The following is an 18,662-nucleotide window of genomic DNA, read 5'->3' as shown; positions in this document are numbered from 1 at the left end:
GGAGTCTTCTGAACAGGACACTAAGTCGACAAGCGGCGCCCGTTCAACGAACACGCCGAACCTCCCGTTTTTCTTTTCACCCTATGTGATCAGCCGTAGCAGTGCCCAACCAGGGTGCTGGCCTGCGCTGATGTGCGTCAACTCCCCGCTGACGCGGGGGCGGTGGGCACACTCACGTCGAAGTGCCGGGCGCTCGGAGCTGCTTTCATGAGAGCTGTGAGGGCCCGTGCCTTGGCGCGGCCCTGCTCCCCGCTCCCCCACTCCACGGTGCGTCCGCGGCCCAACTCCAGCGTGATGGCGTCGAACGAGCTCACCTTGACCGTCCCGGTGTCGCGGGCGACGGCGGGCGGGAGGCTGCCGGCCACCCGGACCGCCTCGCGCACGAGACGTCCGGTGCCGAAGCGGCGCAGGCTGGCGGCACCCGATCCCTTGCGGGAAGCGGCGAGTTCGAGCATCGGTACACCCTTCGGCGCCTTCCCCACGACCGCGAAACGTACGCCCTCGTGATCGATCTCGGTGAACCCGCCCTTCTCGCGGGCCAGCAGCACCGGGGTGCGCTCGGTGACCTTCAGGGTGATGCCGTCCGGCCAGGACCGGGACACCTCGACGGTGTCGACACGGCGCAACTTCCCCTTGAGCCGGGCCTCGACGGCGTCCGTGCCGACGGAGGCCAGCGGGGCGCCGACGGGAACGGCGGCGGCGGTGCGGACCTCGGCCGGGCTGAGCACCTGGGTGCCGGAGACCGAGACGTGCCGTACGCGCAGCCACTCGGAGCCGTAGAGCAGCCAGACGGCACCGGCGCCCGTCAGGACCAGCGCGACGGCCGATGCGATGATCACACGAAGGCGGGGGCGCCTGAACCTGCGGACGAGCGGCGGGCCGGCCGACTCCTGCTGGCGTTCACCGCGCTCGGCGGTGGTCGAACCGGCCACGCTCGCTGTCCCTTCGTCGTGCGATGCCTAACGGCTGGAGGCGATGGCCTCGTACACCATGCCGACGAGCAGGTCGTCGGCGTCCCGGCGGCCGAACTCACCGGCGGCGCGGGACATCTCGTAGAGACGGTGCGGGTCGGCGAGGACCGGGAGCACGTGTCGCTGCACCCACTCCGGCGTCAGTTCCGCGTCGTCCACGAGGAGTCCGCCGCCCGCCTTGACCACCGGCTGGGCGTTCAGCCGCTGTTCGCCGTTGCCGATGGGCAGCGGGACGTAGGCGGCCGGAAGTCCGACGGCGGTCAGTTCGGCGACGGTCATCGCGCCCGCGCGGCAGAGCATCATGTCGGCCGCGGCGTACGCGAGGTCCATCCGGTCCAGATAACTTACCGGGACGTACGGGGGCATCCCCGGCATCTGCTGCACCTGCGGCAGTTCGTTCTTCGGGCCGACCGCGTGCAGGATCTGGATGCCGGCCTGCTGGAGCCAGGGCGCGACCCGCTGGACGACCTCGTTGAGGTGCCGGGCGCCCTGGGAGCCGCCGGAGACGAGCAGCGTGGGCAGGTTCGGGTCCAGGCCGAAGCGGGCGCGGGCCTCGGGGCGCGCGGCGGCACGGTCCAGGGTGGCGATGGAGCGGCGCAGCGGGATGCCGATGTAGCGGGCGTCACGCAGCTTGCTGTCGGGCGTGGAGACCGCGACCCGGGCCGCGTAGCGGGAGCCGATCTTGTTGGCCAGACCGGGGCGGGCGTTGGCCTCGTGGATCACGATCGGCACGCCCAGGCGCTTGGCGGCCAGGTAGCCGGGCAGCGCGACGTAGCCGCCGAAGCCGACCACCGCGTCCGCCTTGGTGCGCTCCAGGATCTGCTCGGCGGCCTTGATCGTGCCGCGCAGCCGGCCCGGCACGGTGATCAGCTCGGGGGTGGGCTTGCGCGGCAGCGGGACCGCCGGGATCAGCGCCAGCTCGTAGCCGCGCTCCGGGACGAGCCGGGTCTCCAGACCGCGCTCCGTGCCCAGGGCCGTGATCCCCACGGTGGGGTCCTGCCTGCGCAGGGCGTCCGCGAGGGCGAGCGCGGGCTCGATGTGGCCCGCGGTACCCCCGCCGGCGAGTACGACATGCACCGAAATTCACCGCTCTCCGGACGAACGCGCCGCTGAGGCACGCCGTCGCATCGTGTTCCATCTCCGTGGCACCCGCTCGGCACGGGAGCCCCCCGACCGCTTTCTACCAAAGCGGGGTTGCCGCATCGCAAGTGCCGCCCGCGCACCGGGCTCGTCACGCGCGAACGCGATCAGCAGCCCGACGGCGAACATGGTCGGCAGCAGGGCGGACCCTCCGTAGGAGAACAGCGGGAGCGGGACGCCGGCGATCGGCAGCAGGCCGAGCACCGCACCGATGTTGATCACCGCCTGGGCGATGAGCCACGTCGTCACGCCTCCCGCGGCGTACCTCACGAAGGGGTCCTCCGTGCGTCCGGCCACGCGGATACCCGCATAGCCTAGAGCCGCGAACAGGGCCAGTACCGACAACGTGCCCGCCAGGCCCAGTTCCTCACCTGTGACGGCGAAGATGAAGTCCGTGTGGGCTTCGGGGAGTTGGCCCCATTTCTCCACGCTGGCACCCAGTCCGGAACCGAAGATCCCGCCCGAGGCCAGGGCGTAGATGCCGTGCACGGCCTGCCAGCAGTCGGCGGCGCCCGCCTTGGGCTCGGTGGCGCCGATGCAGGCGAGCCGGGCCATCCGGTTGGGGCTGGTCTTGATGAGGATCACACCGATCAGCCCCGCCACCGACAGCACCCCGGCGAAGAGGCGGGTCGGGGCGCCGGCCAGCCAGAGCAGGCCGAACAGGATCGCGGTGAGGATGATCGCGGTGCCCATGTCGCCGCCGAGCATGATCAGCCCCAGCAGCAGGAAGGCGACCGGGACCAGCGGGACCAGCATGTGCTTCCACTGGGTCAGCAGCCGCTTCTCCTGCTTGCGGGCGATCAGGTCGGCGCCCCACAGCACCAGGGCGAGCTTGCCGAACTCGCTGGGCTGGATCTGGAAGGAGCCGCCGAGCGAGATCCAGTTCTGGTTGCCGTTGACCGACATGCCCACCCCCGGCACCTGCACCAGGGCCATGGAGAACACGGCGGCGGCCAGGATCGGGTAGGCCAGCGCCCGGTGCAGCTTGACCGGCATCCGGGAGGCGGCGAACAGCAGCGCGCCGCCGATGAGCGCGGCGAGGAACTGCTTGCGGAAGAAGAACGAGCCGGGCAGCGAGAGCTGCAGCGCGGTGATCTGGGAGGCCGAGTAGACCATCACCAGGCCCAGGACGGTGATCAGCATGCTGCCGCCCAGGATCAGGTAGTAGGCGGTCAGCGGCCGGTCCCACGCCTTGCGGGCGCGGTCGCGCAGCCGGCGCAGCGGGTTGTCGCCGGCGATCCCGGGGGACGCGGGACGGGCCACCCGCTGTACGGGCGGCCGTCCGGTACGGCTAACGGGCATCCTGGCCTCCGCTGAACGTCGACCGTCCCACGCGTCCCTCCCAAGGTCCGCCCGGCACGGGCGGCCGGGGTCAGGCGCCGAGTTCGCGGACCGCGGCCGCGAACGCGTCGCCGCGCTGGTTGTAGTTGGTGAACATGTCCATGGAGGCGCAGGCCGGGGCCAGCAGGACCGTGTCGCCGGGCCGGGCCAGCCGCTTCGCCTCCGTCACCGCCTGGAGCATCGCCCCAGTGTCGGTCCGGTCGAGGTCCACGACGGGTACTTCCGGCGCGTGTCGCGCCAGGGCCTCGCGGATCAGCGCGCGGTCGGCGCCGATCAGGACGACCCCCCGCAGCCGCTTCGCGGAGTTGGCCACCAGTTCGTCGAACTCGGCGCCCTTGGCCAGTCCCCCGGCGATCCAGACGATCGGCTCGTAGGCGGCCAACGAGGCTTCGGCGGCGTGGGTGTTGGTGGCCTTGGAGTCGTCCACGTAGGCCACGCCGTCGACGTCGGCGACGTGGGCGATGCGGTGGGCGTCGGGCTTGAAGGCGCGCAGTCCGTCGCGCACCGCCTGCGCGGGCACCCCGAAGGAGCGCGCGAGGGCCGCCGCGGCAAGGGCGTTGGCGATGTTGTGCGGGGCGGGCGGGTCGACGTCGGAGACCTCGGCCAGCTCCTGCGCGTTCTTCTGCCGGTTCTCCACGAAGGCGCGGTCGACCAGGATGCCGTCCACCACGCCGAGTTGGGAGACGGCCGGCGCCTGGAGCGTGAACCCGACGGCCCGGCAGCCCTCTTCGACGTCGGCCTCGCGCACCAGGTCCTCGGTGCGCGGGTCGGCCACGTTGTAGACGCAGGCGACCTTGTTGCCCTCGTAGATGCGGCCCTTGTCGGCGGCGTAGGCGTCCATGGAGCCGTGCCAGTCGAGGTGGTCCGGGGCGAGGTTGAGGACCGCGCCGGAGTAGGCGCGCAGGGAGGGCGCCCAGTGGAGCTGGTAGCTGGACAGCTCGACGGCGAGCACGTCGTACTGCTCGTCGCCGAGGACGGCGTCCAGCAGGGAGACGCCGATGTTGCCGACCGCGGCGGTGCGCAGGCCCGCCGCCTTGAGGATGGCGGCGAGCATCTGCACGGTGGTGGTCTTGCCATTGGTGCCGGTGACGGCGAGCCAGGGGGCCGCGTCGGGCCCGCGCAGGCGCCAGGCCAGCTCGACGTCGCCCCAGACGGGGACGCCCGCCTGCTCGGCGGCGCGGAACAGCGGCTTGCCGGGCTGCCAGCCGGGGGCGGTGACGATCAGCTCGGTGCCCTCGGGCAGCGTCGCGCCGTCGCCGAGGCGGACGGTGATGCCGAGCGCCTCCAGCTCCGCCGCCTGCTCGCGGGCGCGGGCGTCGTCGCCGTCGTTGACGGCCGTGACGATCGCCCCGCGGGCGTGCAGCGCCTTCGCGGCCGGCAGGCCGGAGACGCCGAGCCCGGCGACGGTGACGTGCTTGCCCTGGAATTCGCTGGTTCCCGAAGGCACCGAGGAGGTCACTTGTCCGCTGCCCATCCCGCGTAGAAGAGGCCCAGTCCGACGATGACGCAGATGCCCTGGATGATCCAGAAGCGGACCACGACAAGGACCTCGGACCAGCCCTTGAGTTCGAAGTGGTGCTGGAGCGGTGCCATCCGGAAGACGCGCTTGCCGGTGAGCCGGAAGGAGCCGACCTGGATGACGACCGACATGGTGATGAGGACGAAAAGGCCGCCCATGATGGCCACCAGCAGCTCCGTGCGGGAGAGGATGGCCAGGCCGGTGAGGACACCGCCGAGGGCGAGCGAGCCGGTGTCGCCCATGAAGATCTTCGCCGGGGAGGTGTTCCACCACAGGAAGCCCAGGCAGGCGCCCATCAGGGCGGAGGCGACCACCGCGAGGTCCAGCGGGTCGCGCACCTCGTAGCAGGCGGCCGGGTTGGTCAGGGTCATGGCGTTGGCGCAGGACTCCTGGAACTGCCAGACGCCGATGAACGTGTAGGCGCCGAAGACGAGGACGGAGGCGCCGGTGGCCAGGCCGTCCAGACCGTCGGTGAGGTTCACGCCGTTGGACATGGCGAGGATCATGAAGAGCGCCCAGACCACGAACAGCACCGGGCCGATGGTCCAGCCGAAGTCGGTGATGAACGACAGCTTGGTGGAGGCCGGCGTGTTGCCCCGGTTGTCGGGGAACTGCAGGGCGAGGACGGCGAACCCGATGCCGACTATGAGCTGGCCGGCCATCTTCGCCTTGGCCCGCAGACCGAGCGAGCGCCGCTTGACGATCTTGATGTAGTCGTCGAGGAAGCCGACCAGGCCCATGCCGAACATCAGGCCGAGCACCAGCAGGCCGGAGTAGGTCGGCGGCTTGCCGGTGATCACCTTGCTGAGGAAGTACGCGGCGATCGTGGCCAGGATGAAGGCGATACCGCCCATGGTCGGCGTACCGCGCTTGCTGGCGTGCTCGCGCGGGCCGTCGTCGCGGATGTACTGGCCGTAACCCTTGCGGGCGAGGAGCTTGATCAGCAGCGGGGTGCCGATCAGCGTCAGGAAGAGACCGATGACGCCCGAGAACAGGACCTGGTTCATCATCGGGCGGCGACCTCACCCTCGGTACCGGCCTCGGCGAGCGTCTGCGCGACGCTCTCCAGCCCCACCGACCGGGACGCCTTCACCAGCACGACGTCCCCCGGACGCAACTGCTTGCGCAAAAGGTCGATCGCCGCCTGTGCGTCGGACACGTGCACCGACTCCTCACCCCACGAACCCTCGTTGTATGCGCCCAGTTGCAGCCAGGAGGCTTCGATGCCACCGACCGCGACGAGCTTGCTGACGTTGAGCCGGACGGCGAGCCGTCCGACCGCGTCGTGCTCGGCGAGAGCCTCGTCCCCCAGCTCGGCCATCTTGCCGAGCACCGCCCACGTGCGGCGCCCCTTGCCCATGGCCACGAGCGCCCTGAGGGCGGCCCGCATGGACTCGGGGTTGGCGTTGTAGGCGTCATTGACGATGGTCACGCCGTCCGGGCGCTCGGTGACCTCCATGCGCCAGCGGGAGATGGTGCCCGCCCCGGAGAGCGCGGTGGCGATCTCGGTTGCGGACATGCCCAGCTCATGGGCGACGGCGGCCGCGGCGAGCGCGTTCGACACGTGATGCTCACCGTACAGGCGCATGGTCACATCGCTTGCACCGGAGGGTGTGTGAAGCCTGAAGGAGGGCTGCCCGCTGTCCGTGAGTCGTACGTTCTCGGCGCGTACGTCCGCTTCGGCCGACTCTCCGAAAAGGACCACCTTCGCCTTGGTACGGGAGGCCATCGCGCGCACCAGCGGGTCGTCGGCGTTGAGGATCGCCGCGCCGCCGTCCGCCGCCGGGGGCAGGCTCTCCACCAACTCGCCCTTGGCCTGGGCGATCTGCTCGCGGCCACCGAACTCGCCGATGTGGGCGCTGCCCACGTTGAGCACCAACCCGACCTTCGGCGGGGTGAGTTCGGCCAGGTAGCGGATGTGCCCGATGCCGCGGGCGCCCATCTCCAGCACGAGGAACTTCGTCTCCTCGGTGGCGGACAGGGCGGTCAGCGGCAGCCCGATCTCGTTGTTCAGCGAGCCGGGTGTGAACACGGTCGGCGCCTTGCCGCCGAGCACCTGGGCGATGAGGTCCTTGGTGCTGGTCTTGCCGGCCGAGCCGGTCAGCGCGACGAGGGTCGCGCCGAGCCGTTCGACGACATGGCGGGCGAGGGCGCCGAGGGCGTCCTGGACGTCGTCCACGACGATCGCGGGCACGCCGACGGGACGCGACGCCAGTACGGCGACCGCGCCCGCCTCGACGACCTGGGCGGCGAAGTCGTGGCCGTCCACCCGCTCGCCGACGAAGGCGACGAACAGGGTGCCGGGCACCACCTCGCGGGAGTCCCGGACGACCGGGCCGGTGACCTGGACGGACGTGTCCGGTATGTCGTGCGTCTGCCCGCCGACGACTGCTGCGATCTCGGCGAGGGAGAGGGCGATCACAAGTTCATCCCTGGGTGTTCTCGATGGCTTCGCGGAGCACCTGGCGGTCGTCGAAGGGACGGATCACGCCGGCGATGTCCTGGCCCTGCTCGTGGCCCTTGCCCGCGACCAGCACCGCGTCACCGGCGGCGGCACGGCCCACGGCGGCGGCGATGGCGGCGGCCCGCTCCTCGAACAGCAGCACCTCGCCCCGCTCGTGCGCGGGGACGGAGGCGGCGCCTTCGAGCATGGCCGCCAGGATCGCCAGCGGGTCCTCGGAGCGGGGGTTGTCGGAGGTCAGTACGGCCGTGTCGGCGTACCGGGCCGCGGCCGCGCCCATCGGACCGCGCTTGGTGCGGTCGCGATCGCCGCCGCAGCCGAGCACGAGGTGCACCCGGCCCTTGGTGACCTTGCGCAGCGCCTTGAGCACCGACTCGACCGCGTCGGTCTTGTGGGCGTAGTCGACGACGGCGAGGTAGGGCTGTCCGGCGTCGACGCGCTCCAGGCGGCCGGGGACGCCGGGCACGGCGGCGATGCCGTCGGCGGCGGTCTGCGGGTCGATCCCGGCGGCCGCGAGGGCGGCCAGCGCGGCCAGGGTGTTGGCCACGTTGAACGGGCCGGGCAGCGGCGAACGGGCGTGCACCCGCTCGCCCTTGGGGCCGAGCGCGGTGAACGTGGAGTCCATGGGGCCGATCTGGACGTCCTCGGCGCGCCAGTCGGCGTCCGGGTGGCCCTCGGCGGAGAAGGTGACGACGGGCACGCCGGCCTCGGTGACGAGCCTGCGGCCGTACTCGTCGTCGGCGTTGACCACGCCGAGCCTGCTGCGCTCGGGCGTGAACAGGCTCGCCTTGGCCTGGAAGTAGTCCTCCATGCCGGAGTGGAACTCCATGTGCTCCGGGCTGAGGTTGTTGAAGACCGCGATGTCGAAGACACAGCCGTCGACCCGGCCGAGGACCAGGGCGTGGCTGGAGACCTCCATGGCGACGGCGTCGGTGCCGCGTTCGCGCATGACGGCGAACAGGGCCTGGAGGTCGGTGGCTTCGGGGGTGGTGCGCTCGGACTTGATGCGCTCGTCGCCGATGCGGGTCTCGACGGTGCCGACCAGCCCGGTGGTCCGGCCGGCCGCCCGCAGGCCGCCCTCGACCAGGTAGGCGGTGGTGGTCTTGCCGGAGGTGCCGGTGATGCCGATCTGGAGCATGTCCCGGCCGGGGTGCCCGTAGATGGTGGCGGCCAGCTCGCCCATCTCCGTACGCGGGTCCTCGACGACCAGGACCGGCAGACCGGTCGCGGCGGCGCGGTCGGCGCCGGCCGGGTCGGTGAGGACGGCGACGGCACCCAGGCCCGCCGCCTGGACGGCGAAGTCGGCGCCGTGCAGTCTGGCGCCGGACAGGGCGGCGTACATGTCACCGGGGCGGACGGCCCGCGAGTCGTGGGTGATGCCGGTGACCCCGACGGACGCGGCGGTCTCGGCGGGCGCGGCGGTACCCAGTTGACCGGCCAGTTCCGCGAGGGAGGTGGCGGAGACCTGAACCGGTCGCGGCGGTCCCGGATTTGTCACGGAAGCGCCTTTCTGAGTGGTTTGGGACTGATCGGCGTGTGGCACGGCGGTGAGCGTACCGGGAGTACCCGCTCCGGAGCTAAAACGGGGCTCGCGCTCGGTGCGGTGGGTCCCTCGGTTCCCGTCGTCGGGGGTGATCGTTGTCACGGGCTCGTTCCTGGTGGTCGGTGCCTGGTTCCGGTGGGGGCGGGTCAGGGCTGGTAGGAGACGGGCAGGGCGGCGGCCTTGGCTCCGGTCGGCGGCACCTGCATGGTCTTCAGCGCGAACTCCATCACCTGCTTGTAGACCGGACCGCAGATCTGGCCGCCGAAGTAGCTGCCGGAGGTCGCGTTCTGGATGGCGCAGTAGACGGTGACGCGGGGCTTGTCGGCGGGGGCGAAGCCAGCGAAGGACGAGGTGTAGCCGTGGTACCTGCCGGTGGCCGGATCGACGCGGTTGGCGGTGCCGGTCTTGCCCGCGACCCGGTAGCCGGGGATGCGGGCCTTGATGCCGGTGCCCTGCTCGTCGTCGACGACCGACTCCAGCATCTGGGCCACGGTCTTCGCGGTCTTCTCGCTGACCACACGGGTCTTCTTGGGCTGGGGCGCCGGGGCGAAGCGGCCGTCGGCGCCCTTGGTGCCGCGCACCAGGGTGGGCGCGACGCGGACTCCGCCGTTGGCGATGGTGGAGTAGACGGAGGCGGCCTGCATGGCGTTGATGGAGAAGCCCTGGCCGAAAGGGATCGTGTACTGCTGCGAGGTGGACCACTTGGCGGCGGGCGCGAGGATGCCCGGTGTCTCGCCGGGGAAGCCGAGCCCCGTGTAGCGGCCGATGCCGAACTGGCGCAGGTAGGAGTAGAGCGTGTCGTTGGCGGCCCGCTGGGTCTTGCCGAGCTGGCCGGTGGCGAGGATGGTGCCGATGTTGCTGGACTTGGCGAGCACCCCGTTGAGGGTGAGGTACCAGGTGGCGTGGTCGACGTCGTCCTGGAAGAGCCGGTCGCCCCGGTGCAGCCGGTTGGGCACGACGACGTGGGTGAGCGGGGTGGCCGCGTTCTCCTCCAGCACGGCCGCCATGGACATCACCTTGGCGGTGGAGCCGGGCTCGTACGCGTCCTGGAGGGCGGGGTTGCCCATGGCGGCGGAGTCGGCCTTGGAGAGGTCGTTGGGGTCGAAGCCGGGCGAGTTGGCCATGGCGAGGATCTGGCCGGTGGCGGTGTCCTGGACGACGACGTAGCCGCGGTCGGCCTTGGACTTCCTCACCTGCTCGGAGATAGCGTTCTGCGCGGCCCACTGGATGTCGCGGTCGATGGTCAGCTCGACGTCGTTGCCGGGCACGGCGGGCGTCTCGGTGGAGCCGGCGGTGGGCACCTCGCGGCCGCCGGACTGGGCGTAGCGGATCTTGCCGTCCTTGCCGGAGAGCTGCTTGTCGAGCTGCTGCTCGATGCCGCCGCCGCCCCGGCCCTCGCTGTTGACCCAGCCCAGTATCCCGGCGGCCAGCTCCTTGTTGGGGTACACGCGCTGGCTGCTGGGGTCGGCGAAGACCCCGGCGAGCACATTGGGGGTGCCCTTCTTGACGAAGGCGGCCTTGAGGTCCTTGATCTGCTTCCAGACCTGAGGGGTCTGCCGGGAGGCCAGCCGGGCGTAGCGGGACTGCCTGTTGGCCGGGCGGAGCTTCCTGACGAGCGCTTCCTGGTCCTGGCCGAGGATCGGGGCGAGCAGCGCGGCGGCCTGCTCGGGCCCGTCGGCGATCTTGAGCTGTTCGCTGTTGAACATCATCGGGTCGGCGGTGATGTCGTAGGCGTCCTCGCTGACGGCGAGGGCGACGCCGTTGCGGTCGGTGATGCCGCCCCGCTCGGCGGTGAGGATGTGTGCCACGTACCGGTTCTGCTCGGCCTTGGCGCTGTAGGTGCTCGCGTCCACCGCCTGCACCTGGAGGAGGCGCACGGTGAAGGCGGTCAGCACCAGGGCGAGGGCGAGACCGACCAGGCGCAGCCGGGGCCGGGGGCTGCCGAGCCGGAGGGCGGGCTTGGCCGGGGGCCGGCGTCCGCCGGACGGCCGGCGGACGGGACGGCCCTGGGGGGCGGGGCGGCGGGGGGCCGCGCCCCGGGGGCGGGGCGGCCTCGCGGGTCCGGGCACGCGGCGGCGCGGCGTTTCCCTGTCGGACACTTCCGTCACCTGCCGGGGGTCGGGGTGGTGGGGGCGGACCGGAGGGTGCCGCCCGGCGCGGGAGTCGTGGCGGCGGGGCTCGCCGGGGTGCTGCCGGGCGTGCCGCTCGGCGTGGTCGCCGGGAAGGTGCCCGGGGCGGTGCTCGGGGCAGCGGTCAGCGCCTCGGGGGCGCGCGGGCCGGTGAGGGCGGCGGAGCGGGGGGCCGCGCTGGGGACGCCCTTGACGCTGCCGTCGGGATCGAGGAAGGCGGGGTCGCCGCCGGGGACCATGCCGAGTTCGCGGGCGCGGCGCTGGAGGGCGTCGGGCGCGGAGTAGGCGTCGATGTCCCGCTGGAGGGCCTGTTCCTCGTCGGTGAGGCTCTTGGTCCGGCGCTGTATGTCGTCCAGCTCGAACGACCCTTCGCTGAGCGCGGAGTTGAGCACCAGCAGGCCGAGGAGCCCGCCGCCGAGGAGCAGGACGACGAGGAGGACGAAGGGGGTGCGGGCCGCGCGGGCGCGGCCCGCGGGAATGAGCCGGGCGAGCCGGGCCGCCCTCCCCCGAGGTGCGGGCTTGCTGCTCACTGTCCCTCCCGGCGGGTCGTGGCACCCGGCCGGCCCGGTTCGTTCACTCGGCGTCCTCCCTGATGCGCTCGACGCCGCGCAGCCTGGCCGGGGCGGCCCGGCGGTTCTCGGCGATCTCCTCCTCGGTGGGAAGTTCGGCACCGCGGGTGAGGAGCTTGAGGCGCGGCTGGTAGCGCTCGGGCACCACGGGCAGTCCGGGCGGCGCCGTGGTGGCGGCGCCGGCCGCGAAGACCTGCTTGACCAGCCGGTCCTCCAGCGACTGGTACGACAGCACGGCGATCCGCCCGCCGACCGCGAGCGCCTTCACCGCGGCCGGTACGGCCCGTTCCAGCACGGAGAGTTCGCCGTTGACCTCGATGCGCAGGGCCTGGAAGGTGCGCTTGGCCGGGTTCCCGCCGGTGCGCTTGGCGGCCTGCGGCAGGGCGTCCCGGATCAGCTCGACCAGGCGGGCGCTGTTGGTGAACGGCTCCTTCTCGCGCTCGCGGACGACCGCCGAGACGATCCGCTTGGCCTGCTTCTCCTCGCCGTACGCGCGCAGGATGCGCACCAGTTCCCCGGCCGGGTAGGTGTTGAGGACCTCGGCGGCGCTGATGCCGGTCGTCTGGTCCATGCGCATGTCGAGCGGGGCGTCCTGGGCGTAGGCGAAGCCTCGGTCGGCCTCGTCCAGCTGCATGGAGGAGACGCCGAGGTCGAAGAGGACGCCCTGGACGGACGGGATGTCCAGGCGGTCGAGGACCTCGGGGAGCTCGTCGTAGACGGCGTGCACGAGGGTGGCGCGGTCGCCGTAGGGGGCGAGGCGTTCGCCGGACAGGCGCAGGGCTTCCTTGTCCCGGTCGAGGCCGATCAGCCGGGCCTCGGGGAAGCGGGCCAGCAGTGCCTCGCTGTGGCCGCCGAGGCCGAGGGTGCAGTCGACGACCACCGCTCCAGGCCGCTCCAGGGCGGGCGCCAGCAGGTCCAGGCACCGCTGGAGCATCACCGGGACGTGTCGACTCTCGGTCAAGGGGGCCTCTCATTCCGGCGGGCGGTACGCACCGCCGGGTCCCCGCCCGCTCCGTGAAGGGGAGGCCCGCCGGCGCCGGAAGCGTCGGCCGGCCGGGAGCGGGAGGAGGCCGAGCCGCACGTACGCGCCGCGCACGCGGGGAGACGGTCCGGGCGGATGCCGGGATCTCCGGGGGTTTCACCAGCGGGAAGAGCCGCGCCTCCCGCTTCGCGTCACTTTAGTCCACCCTGTGTCGCGGTCAATCAACCGGCCTGCGCGTCGCGTACGGCTTCCGGGCGGGCCCCGCGATTCGCCGGGATTCACCCGTCCGGCGGAGGTTCGCGCTCCGTGTGGGTTAGCTCACAACAAGCCACGAAGTGGTTCTTTGTGGCCGTCCACAGCGGGCCGGGCGCACCGGTGACCAGTAACGTCGGGTGCATGACGACTTCCGCAGCAGTTCCGACCGGGTCCGACGGCGCCATAACGGGTGACGGCAGCGTGACGGACCGCCTGGTCGACGCCAACCAGACGTATGCGAGCGAGTTCACCGACCCCGGCATGGACGCGCGTCCGGTGCTCCAGGTCGCCGTCGTCGCCTGCATGGACGCCCGCCTCGACCTGCACGCCGCGCTCGGCCTCGAGCTGGGCGACTGTCACACGATCCGCAACGCGGGCGGCGTGGTCACCGACGACGTGATCCGCTCGCTGACCATCAGTCAGCGCGCGCTGGGCACCCGCAGCGTGGTCCTGATCCACCACACCGGATGCGGCCTGGAGTCCCTCACCGAGGAGTTCCGGCACGACCTGGAGATGGAGGTCGGCCAGCGCCCGGCGTGGGCGGTGGAGGCGTTCCGCGACGTGGACCAGGACGTACGGCAGTCGATGCAGCGGGTGCGGACCTCCCCGTTCCTGCTGCACACCGACGACGTGCGCGGCTTCGTCTTCGACGTGCGCACCGGTCTGCTCCGTGAGATCGACCCGGCCGAGGGCGGCGCCGCGAAGTCGGCCTGACGCCCCGGCGGCCCTCCTCCCGCCCTCGTGGCGGGGGGTGAAAGGGCCGCAAGCCCGGCATCGCGGGGGCAGTTGTCCACAGGCGGTGACACGAATCCGTAACGGCGGCAAGAATGCGGGGTGTGACGGCGCGCGGCCTGGTCCGCGCGGCGTCGCAGTTCCGGGGTGGGCCGGTCGCGCTCGCGTGCACAGGCCCCGGGTGATGACGGGCCGAGGAGGGCCGGGTGACGACCTATGACGATCGGGCGAGCCAGGGGGGCGTCCCCGCTCGGACGGAGTCGGGCGCGGGGCGGGATCTGACCGCCACCGCGGAGCGTGTCCGCGCTTCGGTGGAGGAAGTGATCGAGGGCAAGCCCGAGGTCGTACGGCTCGCGCTGACCGTGCTGCTCGCCGAGGGGCACCTGCTGATCGAGGATGTCCCCGGCGTGGGCAAGACCATGCTGGCCAAGGCGCTGGCGCGGTCCATCGACTGCTCGGTGCGGCGCATCCAGTTCACCCCCGACCTGTTGCCCTCGGACATCACCGGGGTCTCCATCTGGGACCAGCGGGGCGGTGACTTCGAGTTCAAGCCGGGGGCGATCTTCGCGCAGCTCGTGATCGGCGACGAGATCAACCGCGCCTCCCCCAAGACCCAGTCGGCGCTGCTGGAGTCCATGGAGGAGCGCCAGGTCACCATCGACGGCCACAGCTACGAACTGCCGAACCCCTTCATGGTGGTGGCGACGCAGAACCCGGTCGAGATGGAGGGCACGTACCCGCTGCCCGAGGCCCAGCGCGACCGCTTCATGGCCCGCGTCTCGGTGGGCTACCCCAGCGTCGAGGCCGAGCTGCGGATGCTGGACGTGCACGGCGGCGCCTCCCCGCTCACGGACCTGGAGCCGGTGGCGCACGCGCACGAGATCGTGAAGCTGATCGAGACGGTGCGCACGGTGCACGTCTCGGAGGCCGTGCGGCGGTACGCGGTGGAGCTGGTCGCCGCCACCCGCGTCCACCCCGACCTCAGACTCGGCGCCTCGCCGCGCGCGACGCTGCACCTGCTGCGCGCGGCCAAGGCGTCCGCCGCCCTGGAGGGCAGGGAGTACGCGCTGCCGGACGACCTCCAGGCGCTCGCCCCGCCCGTGCTGGCCCACCGGCTGCTGCCCACCTCGGAGGCCCAGCTCAACGGGCGGACGGCCGAGGACGTGGTGCGGGAGATCATCCAGCGGACGGCCGTGCCCACCACCGGCCGGCAGAGCGGCTACGACGGCCTGGACGCCTCGCCGGCCCTTCCCCCGCGGCCGCTGCGGTCTCCCCGGGGCCTGTGATGTCAGCCGGGGGGCGGGGCGGGGTGCGCGCGACGCTGTCGGGGCTCACCACCCGCGGGCGCTCCTTCCTGGCCGCCGGGATCGCGGCCGCGATCTGCGCGTATGTGCTGGGCCAGGACGACCTGCTGCGGGTGGGCCTGCTGCTGGCGGTGCTCCCGCTGCTCTGCGCGGCCGTCCTGCACCGCACCCGGCACCGGGTGACCGCCGAGCGCGGCCTGGCGCCCACCCGGGTGCCCGCGACCGGGGAGGCGCGGGTCCGGCTCAGGGTGGACAACGTCTCCCGGCTGCCCACCGGCCTGCTGATGCTCCAGGACCGGGTGCCGTACGTGCTGGGGCCCCGGCCGCGTTTCGTGCTGGACCGGGTCGAGCCGGGCGGCCACCGCGAGGTGTCCTACCGGGTCCGCTCGGACCTGCGCGGCAGATACCGGCTCGGCCCGCTCCAGGTGCGGCTGAGCGACCCGTTCGGGATGTGCGAGCTGACCCGGTCCTTCTCGGCGTACGACACCCTCACGGTGCTGCCGCGGGTGGAGCCGCTGCCGCCGGTGCGGTTCGGCGGGGAGGCGCTCGGGCACGGCGACGGACGGCAGCGCTCGCTGGCGCTGGCCGGCGAGGACGACGTGATCCCGCGCGGCTACCGGCACGGTGACGACCTGCGCCGGGTCCACTGGCGCTCCACCGCCAAGCACGGCGAGCTGATGGTGCGCCGCGAGGAGCAGCCCCGCCGCTCGCGCTGCACGGTGCTGCTGGACACCCGCGCGGCGGCCTACGAGGGCGCGGGCCCCGGTTCGGCCTTCGAGTGGGCGGTGTCGGGTGCGGCCTCGGTGGTGGCGCATCTGCTGGAGCGGGGGTTCTCGGTGCGGCTGCTGACGGACTTCGGGGTGACGGTGTCCGGCGAGGGCGGCTCGGGGCACGAGCGGGCGGCGGCGGCCGCGCTGATGATGGACACCCTCGCGGTGATCGACCACTCCGACGGCGCGGACCTGGCGGGCGCGTACGACGTGCTGCGGGACGGCCACGACGGGCTGCTGGTCGCCTTCCTCGGCGACCTGGACGGCGGCCAGGCGGCCTCGGTGGCCCGGATGCGCAGGCGCGGCGGCGCGGTCGCCTTCGTGCTCGACCCGGACGACTGGACGCGCGAGCCGACGGCGGTGCCCGTGCCGAACGCCCCGCTTCCCCAGCGGCTGCGGGTGCTGCGCGAGGGCGGCTGGACGGCGCTGGGCGTGCCGCCCGGTGCCTCGCTGGAGGAGCTGTGGCGGCAGGCGGACCGGGAGCGGCCGGGTCCGGCCGCGCTGAGCGGGAAGGCACGGGGATGAGCGGGCGGGCGCGACTGGCGCTGTGCGCGGCGGCGGCGACGCTGATGGCGTCCTCGGCCTTGCTGCCGCTGGTCGACGGCCCCGTCTGGCTGCTGCTGTCGGCGCTGCTGGTGGCCGTGCAGGCGGGCGTGGGCATCGCGGCCCGCCGGGTTCCGCTGTCCCGGTCGCTGACGCTGGTGGCGCAACTGCTGGTGACGCTGGTGCTGCTGACGCTGGTCTTCGCGCGGGCCGAGGCGCTGGGCGGGCTGCTGCCGGGTCCTGACGCGTTCCGGCGGTTCGGGGCGCTGTTCGGGCAGGGCGCGGACGACGTGAGCCACTACGCGATCCCGGCGCCGCTGACCGACGGCATCCAGCTGCTGCTGGTCGGCGGGGTGCTGCTGGTGCATCTGCTGGTGGACACCCTCGCGGTGTCCTTCCGGCGGGCGGCCCCGGCGGGACTGCCGCTGCTGGCGCTGTACTCGGTGGCGGCCGGGCTGTGGGACGGGGCCGCGGACTGGCTGTGGTTCCTGGTGGCGGCGGCCGGTTATCTGATGCTGCTGCTCGCGGAGGGCCGGGAGCGGCTGGCCCAGTGGGGCCGGGTCTTCGGCGGCACCCCGCGCGCGGGTGCCCCGGCGGGCGGGGTGACGGCACCGGCCCGCACCGGCCGCCGGATCGGCGCGGTGGCGCTCGGTGTGGCGCTGGTGGTGCCGCTGGCCCTGCCGACGCTGCACGGCGGCCTGCTGGGCCAGGCGGGGTCGGGCGTCGGCGCGGGCAACGGCCGCGGCGGCACCATCTCGGCGGTGAATCCGCTGGTGTCGCTGCGCGACAGCCTGAACGTGGACGACGACCGCCAGGTGCTCTCCCTGCGGCCCAGCGCCGGCGAAGTGCCGGACATGTACGTGCGGATAGTGTCGCTGGACGACTTCGACGGCACCGACTGGAAACCGTCCCAGCGCCGCATCGCCGCGGTGCCCGGCGTCTTCCCGGCCCCCGAGGGCCTGAGCGACGACGTCAGGCGGACCACGCTGCGCACGGTGATCACGGCGGCGGACTGGTACGCCCAGGACTGGCTGCCGATGCCGTATCCGCCGAGCGGGGTCCGGGTCGACGGCAACTGGCGGTACGAGCCGGTCGGCATGACCCTGGTCGGTGACCACGGCCAGACCACGCGCGGCGAGACCTACCAGGTCACCAGCCTGGATCTGCAGCCGACCGCGAAGCAGCTCGCCGGCGCCCCGAAGCCGCCGGCCGCGCTGGAGCGGGAGTACACACGGGTGCCGTCCCGGCTGCCGGACGTGGTGGCGCGGACCGCCGAGAAGGTCACCTCCGGTGCCCGCAACCACTACGAGGAGGCGGTACGGCTCCAGGACTGGTTCTCGGTGGACGGCGGTTTCCGGTACGACACCCAGGTGCAGGTGGGCCGGGGCGCCGACGCGATCGCCAACTTCCTCAAGAAGAAGGAGGGGTTCTGCGTCCACTTCTCCTTCGCCATGGCGGCGATGGCCCGCACGCTGGGCATTCCGGCCAGGGTCGCGGTGGGGTTCGCGCCGGGCACCCCGCAGGGGGACGGCTCGGTGTCGGTGAGCCTGAAGGACGCGCACGCCTGGCCCGAGCTGTACTTCCAGGGCGTGGGCTGGACCCGGTTCGAGCCCACGCCGACGCGGGGCACGACCCCGGCGTACACCCAGCAGGACAGCCCGAGCAGCGCCCGCCCGGACCGGGAGCTGCCCTCGCGCGGGGCGTCCAGGGAGCCGTCGGAGGCGGCGACGCGGAGTGAGAGCTGTGCCGCCGGGGACAGGTCGGGCGCCTGTGCCGGCCCGTCGGCGGCGGTGGCGGCACCGGGCGGGGGCGGGGGTCCGTCGGACGGTCTGTGGGCCGCGCTGATCGTGCTGGGCGCGCTGGCGCTGGTGGTGCTCCCGCTGTCCCCGATGCTGTGGCGGACGCGGGTGCGGGCACGCCGGCTGGACGGGCACTCCCCCGGTCCGGCCGGACGGACGCTGGCGGCCTGGCGGGAGCTCACCGACAGTGCCTGGGACCACGGAGTGATACCGGAGGACTCGCTGACCCCCCGCGGCTCGGCGGCCCGGATCGTGCGGCTGGGGCGGCTGGACACGGAGGCCGCGGCCGCGGTGCACCGGGTGGCGGCCGCCCTGGAGCAGGTGCTGTACGCCCCGGAGCCGCGACCGGCGCCGGACCTGGCCAAGGACGTGCGCCGGGCGATCGCCGGGCTGGCGGTCCCGGTGGGCCGGGGCACCCGGCTGCGGGCCCTGTTCGCGCCGCGCTCGGCCCGGCGGGTGCTGTGGTCGGCCCAGGACCGCTGGGCGGCCCTCCGGGCCAGGGCGGCGGCGCTGCGGCCGGTGCGCGGGGAGGCATAGCGGACCCGGTCCCGGACACGTACGAGGGGGTGACCACCGGGATCGGTGGTCACCCCCTCGTCTGAGA

General features: G+C 72.9%; 14 protein-coding genes. 4 read left to right on the top strand and 10 right to left on the bottom strand.

Translation table 11 applies throughout. The features are described from left to right. Positions 1 to 137: 137 nt before the first annotated feature. The 10 genes from EV284_RS15720 to rsmH all read right to left on the bottom strand — a co-directional run bounded on the left by EV284_RS15720 (position 138) and on the right by rsmH (position 12,634). Positions 138 to 932, bottom strand: coding sequence for an FtsQ-type POTRA domain-containing protein (locus EV284_RS15720; protein ID WP_130334389.1), 795 nt, complete (start codon positions 930 to 932; stop codon positions 138 to 140). Between the two features lie 27 nt (positions 933 to 959). Then, positions 960 to 2,048, bottom strand: a complete 1,089-nt coding sequence (gene murG / locus EV284_RS15715; RefSeq protein WP_130334387.1) for an undecaprenyldiphospho-muramoylpentapeptide beta-N-acetylglucosaminyltransferase — start codon at positions 2,046 to 2,048, stop codon at positions 960 to 962. Between the two features lie 6 nt (positions 2,049 to 2,054). Beyond that, positions 2,055 to 3,413, bottom strand: a complete 1,359-nt coding sequence (gene ftsW, locus EV284_RS15710) for a putative lipid II flippase FtsW (RefSeq protein WP_130334385.1) — start codon at positions 3,411 to 3,413, stop codon at positions 2,055 to 2,057. 70 nt (positions 3,414 to 3,483) lie between these two features. Further along, positions 3,484 to 4,926 carry a UDP-N-acetylmuramoyl-L-alanine--D-glutamate ligase gene (gene murD / locus EV284_RS15705; protein ID WP_207229043.1) on the bottom strand — a complete coding sequence of 481 codons (1,443 nt, stop codon included), beginning with the start codon at positions 4,924 to 4,926 and terminating at the stop codon, positions 3,484 to 3,486. Continuing rightward, positions 4,908 to 5,981, bottom strand: a complete 1,074-nt coding sequence (gene mraY / locus EV284_RS15700; protein WP_030810142.1) for a phospho-N-acetylmuramoyl-pentapeptide-transferase — start codon at positions 5,979 to 5,981, stop codon at positions 4,908 to 4,910. The genes murD and mraY overlap by 19 nt, the downstream gene beginning before the upstream one ends. Next, positions 5,978 to 7,393 carry a UDP-N-acetylmuramoyl-tripeptide--D-alanyl-D-alanine ligase gene (murF, locus tag EV284_RS15695; RefSeq protein ID WP_130334383.1) on the bottom strand — a complete coding sequence of 472 codons (1,416 nt, stop codon included), beginning with the start codon at positions 7,391 to 7,393 and terminating at the stop codon, positions 5,978 to 5,980. Before murF ends, mraY begins: the two co-directional genes overlap by 4 nt. 4 nt (positions 7,394 to 7,397) lie before the next feature. After that, on the bottom strand, positions 7,398 to 8,975 hold the full coding sequence (locus EV284_RS15690; RefSeq protein ID WP_242625690.1) for a UDP-N-acetylmuramoyl-L-alanyl-D-glutamate--2,6-diaminopimelate ligase: 1,578 nt from the start codon (positions 8,973 to 8,975) through the stop codon (positions 7,398 to 7,400). A 146-nt stretch (positions 8,976 to 9,121) separates the two neighbouring features. Further along, complete coding sequence (locus EV284_RS15685; protein ID WP_278045827.1) at positions 9,122 to 11,074, bottom strand: penicillin-binding protein 2; 1,953 nt, start codon at positions 11,072 to 11,074, stop codon at positions 9,122 to 9,124. A 5-nt stretch (positions 11,075 to 11,079) separates the two neighbouring features. After that, positions 11,080 to 11,634 (bottom strand): septum formation initiator family protein, encoded by a 555-nt coding sequence (locus tag EV284_RS15680; RefSeq protein ID WP_130334377.1) that lies wholly within the window; start codon positions 11,632 to 11,634, stop codon positions 11,080 to 11,082. 43 nt (positions 11,635 to 11,677) lie between these two features. Beyond that, a complete protein-coding gene (gene rsmH, locus EV284_RS15675) occupies positions 11,678 to 12,634 on the bottom strand; it encodes a 16S rRNA (cytosine(1402)-N(4))-methyltransferase RsmH (protein WP_130334375.1) in 957 nt (318 codons plus the stop codon). A 417-nt stretch (positions 12,635 to 13,051) separates the two neighbouring features. On the opposite strand from rsmH, the gene EV284_RS15670 reads away from it, so the two are divergent. The 4 genes from EV284_RS15670 to EV284_RS15655 all read left to right on the top strand — a co-directional run bounded on the left by EV284_RS15670 (position 13,052) and on the right by EV284_RS15655 (position 18,595). Then, on the top strand, positions 13,052 to 13,624 hold the full coding sequence (locus EV284_RS15670; RefSeq protein WP_130334373.1) for a carbonic anhydrase: 573 nt from the start codon (positions 13,052 to 13,054) through the stop codon (positions 13,622 to 13,624). A 224-nt stretch (positions 13,625 to 13,848) separates the two neighbouring features. Continuing rightward, positions 13,849 to 14,928 carry a MoxR family ATPase gene (locus EV284_RS15665; protein WP_130334371.1) on the top strand — a complete coding sequence of 360 codons (1,080 nt, stop codon included), beginning with the start codon at positions 13,849 to 13,851 and terminating at the stop codon, positions 14,926 to 14,928. Next, on the top strand, positions 14,928 to 16,241 hold the full coding sequence (locus tag EV284_RS15660; protein WP_130334369.1) for a DUF58 domain-containing protein: 1,314 nt from the start codon (positions 14,928 to 14,930) through the stop codon (positions 16,239 to 16,241). The genes EV284_RS15665 and EV284_RS15660 overlap by 1 nt, the downstream gene beginning before the upstream one ends. Then, positions 16,238 to 18,595, top strand: a complete 2,358-nt coding sequence (locus EV284_RS15655) for a DUF3488 and transglutaminase-like domain-containing protein (protein ID WP_130334367.1) — start codon at positions 16,238 to 16,240, stop codon at positions 18,593 to 18,595. The genes EV284_RS15660 and EV284_RS15655 overlap by 4 nt, the downstream gene beginning before the upstream one ends. Positions 18,596 to 18,662 lie beyond the last annotated feature (67 nt).

The sequence above is a fragment of the Streptomyces sp. BK022 genome (assembly GCF_004217355.1).
Taxonomy (GTDB): Bacteria; Actinomycetota; Actinomycetes; order Streptomycetales; family Streptomycetaceae; genus Streptomyces; species Streptomyces griseoluteus.
Note: the sequence above shows the minus strand (reverse complement) of the source record. Positions and strands in the feature narration are given on the sequence as shown.

Bases quoted from the DNA above. Each gene is read 5' to 3' on its own strand.
- mraY (WP_030810142.1), bottom strand. From the start codon at position 5,981: ATGATGAACCAGGTCCTGTTCTCGGGCGTCATCGGTCTCTTCCTGACG.
- EV284_RS15670 (WP_130334373.1), top strand. From the start codon at position 13,052: ATGACGACTTCCGCAGCAGTTCCGACCGGGTCCGACGGCGCCATAACG.
- EV284_RS15655 (WP_130334367.1), top strand. From the start codon at position 16,238: ATGAGCGGGCGGGCGCGACTGGCGCTGTGCGCGGCGGCGGCGACGCTG.
- EV284_RS15660 (WP_130334369.1), top strand. From the start codon at position 14,928: ATGTCAGCCGGGGGGCGGGGCGGGGTGCGCGCGACGCTGTCGGGGCTC.
- ftsW (WP_130334385.1), bottom strand. From the start codon at position 3,413: ATGCCCGTTAGCCGTACCGGACGGCCGCCCGTACAGCGGGTGGCCCGT.
- murD (WP_207229043.1), bottom strand. From the start codon at position 4,926: ATGGGCAGCGGACAAGTGACCTCCTCGGTGCCTTCGGGAACCAGCGAA.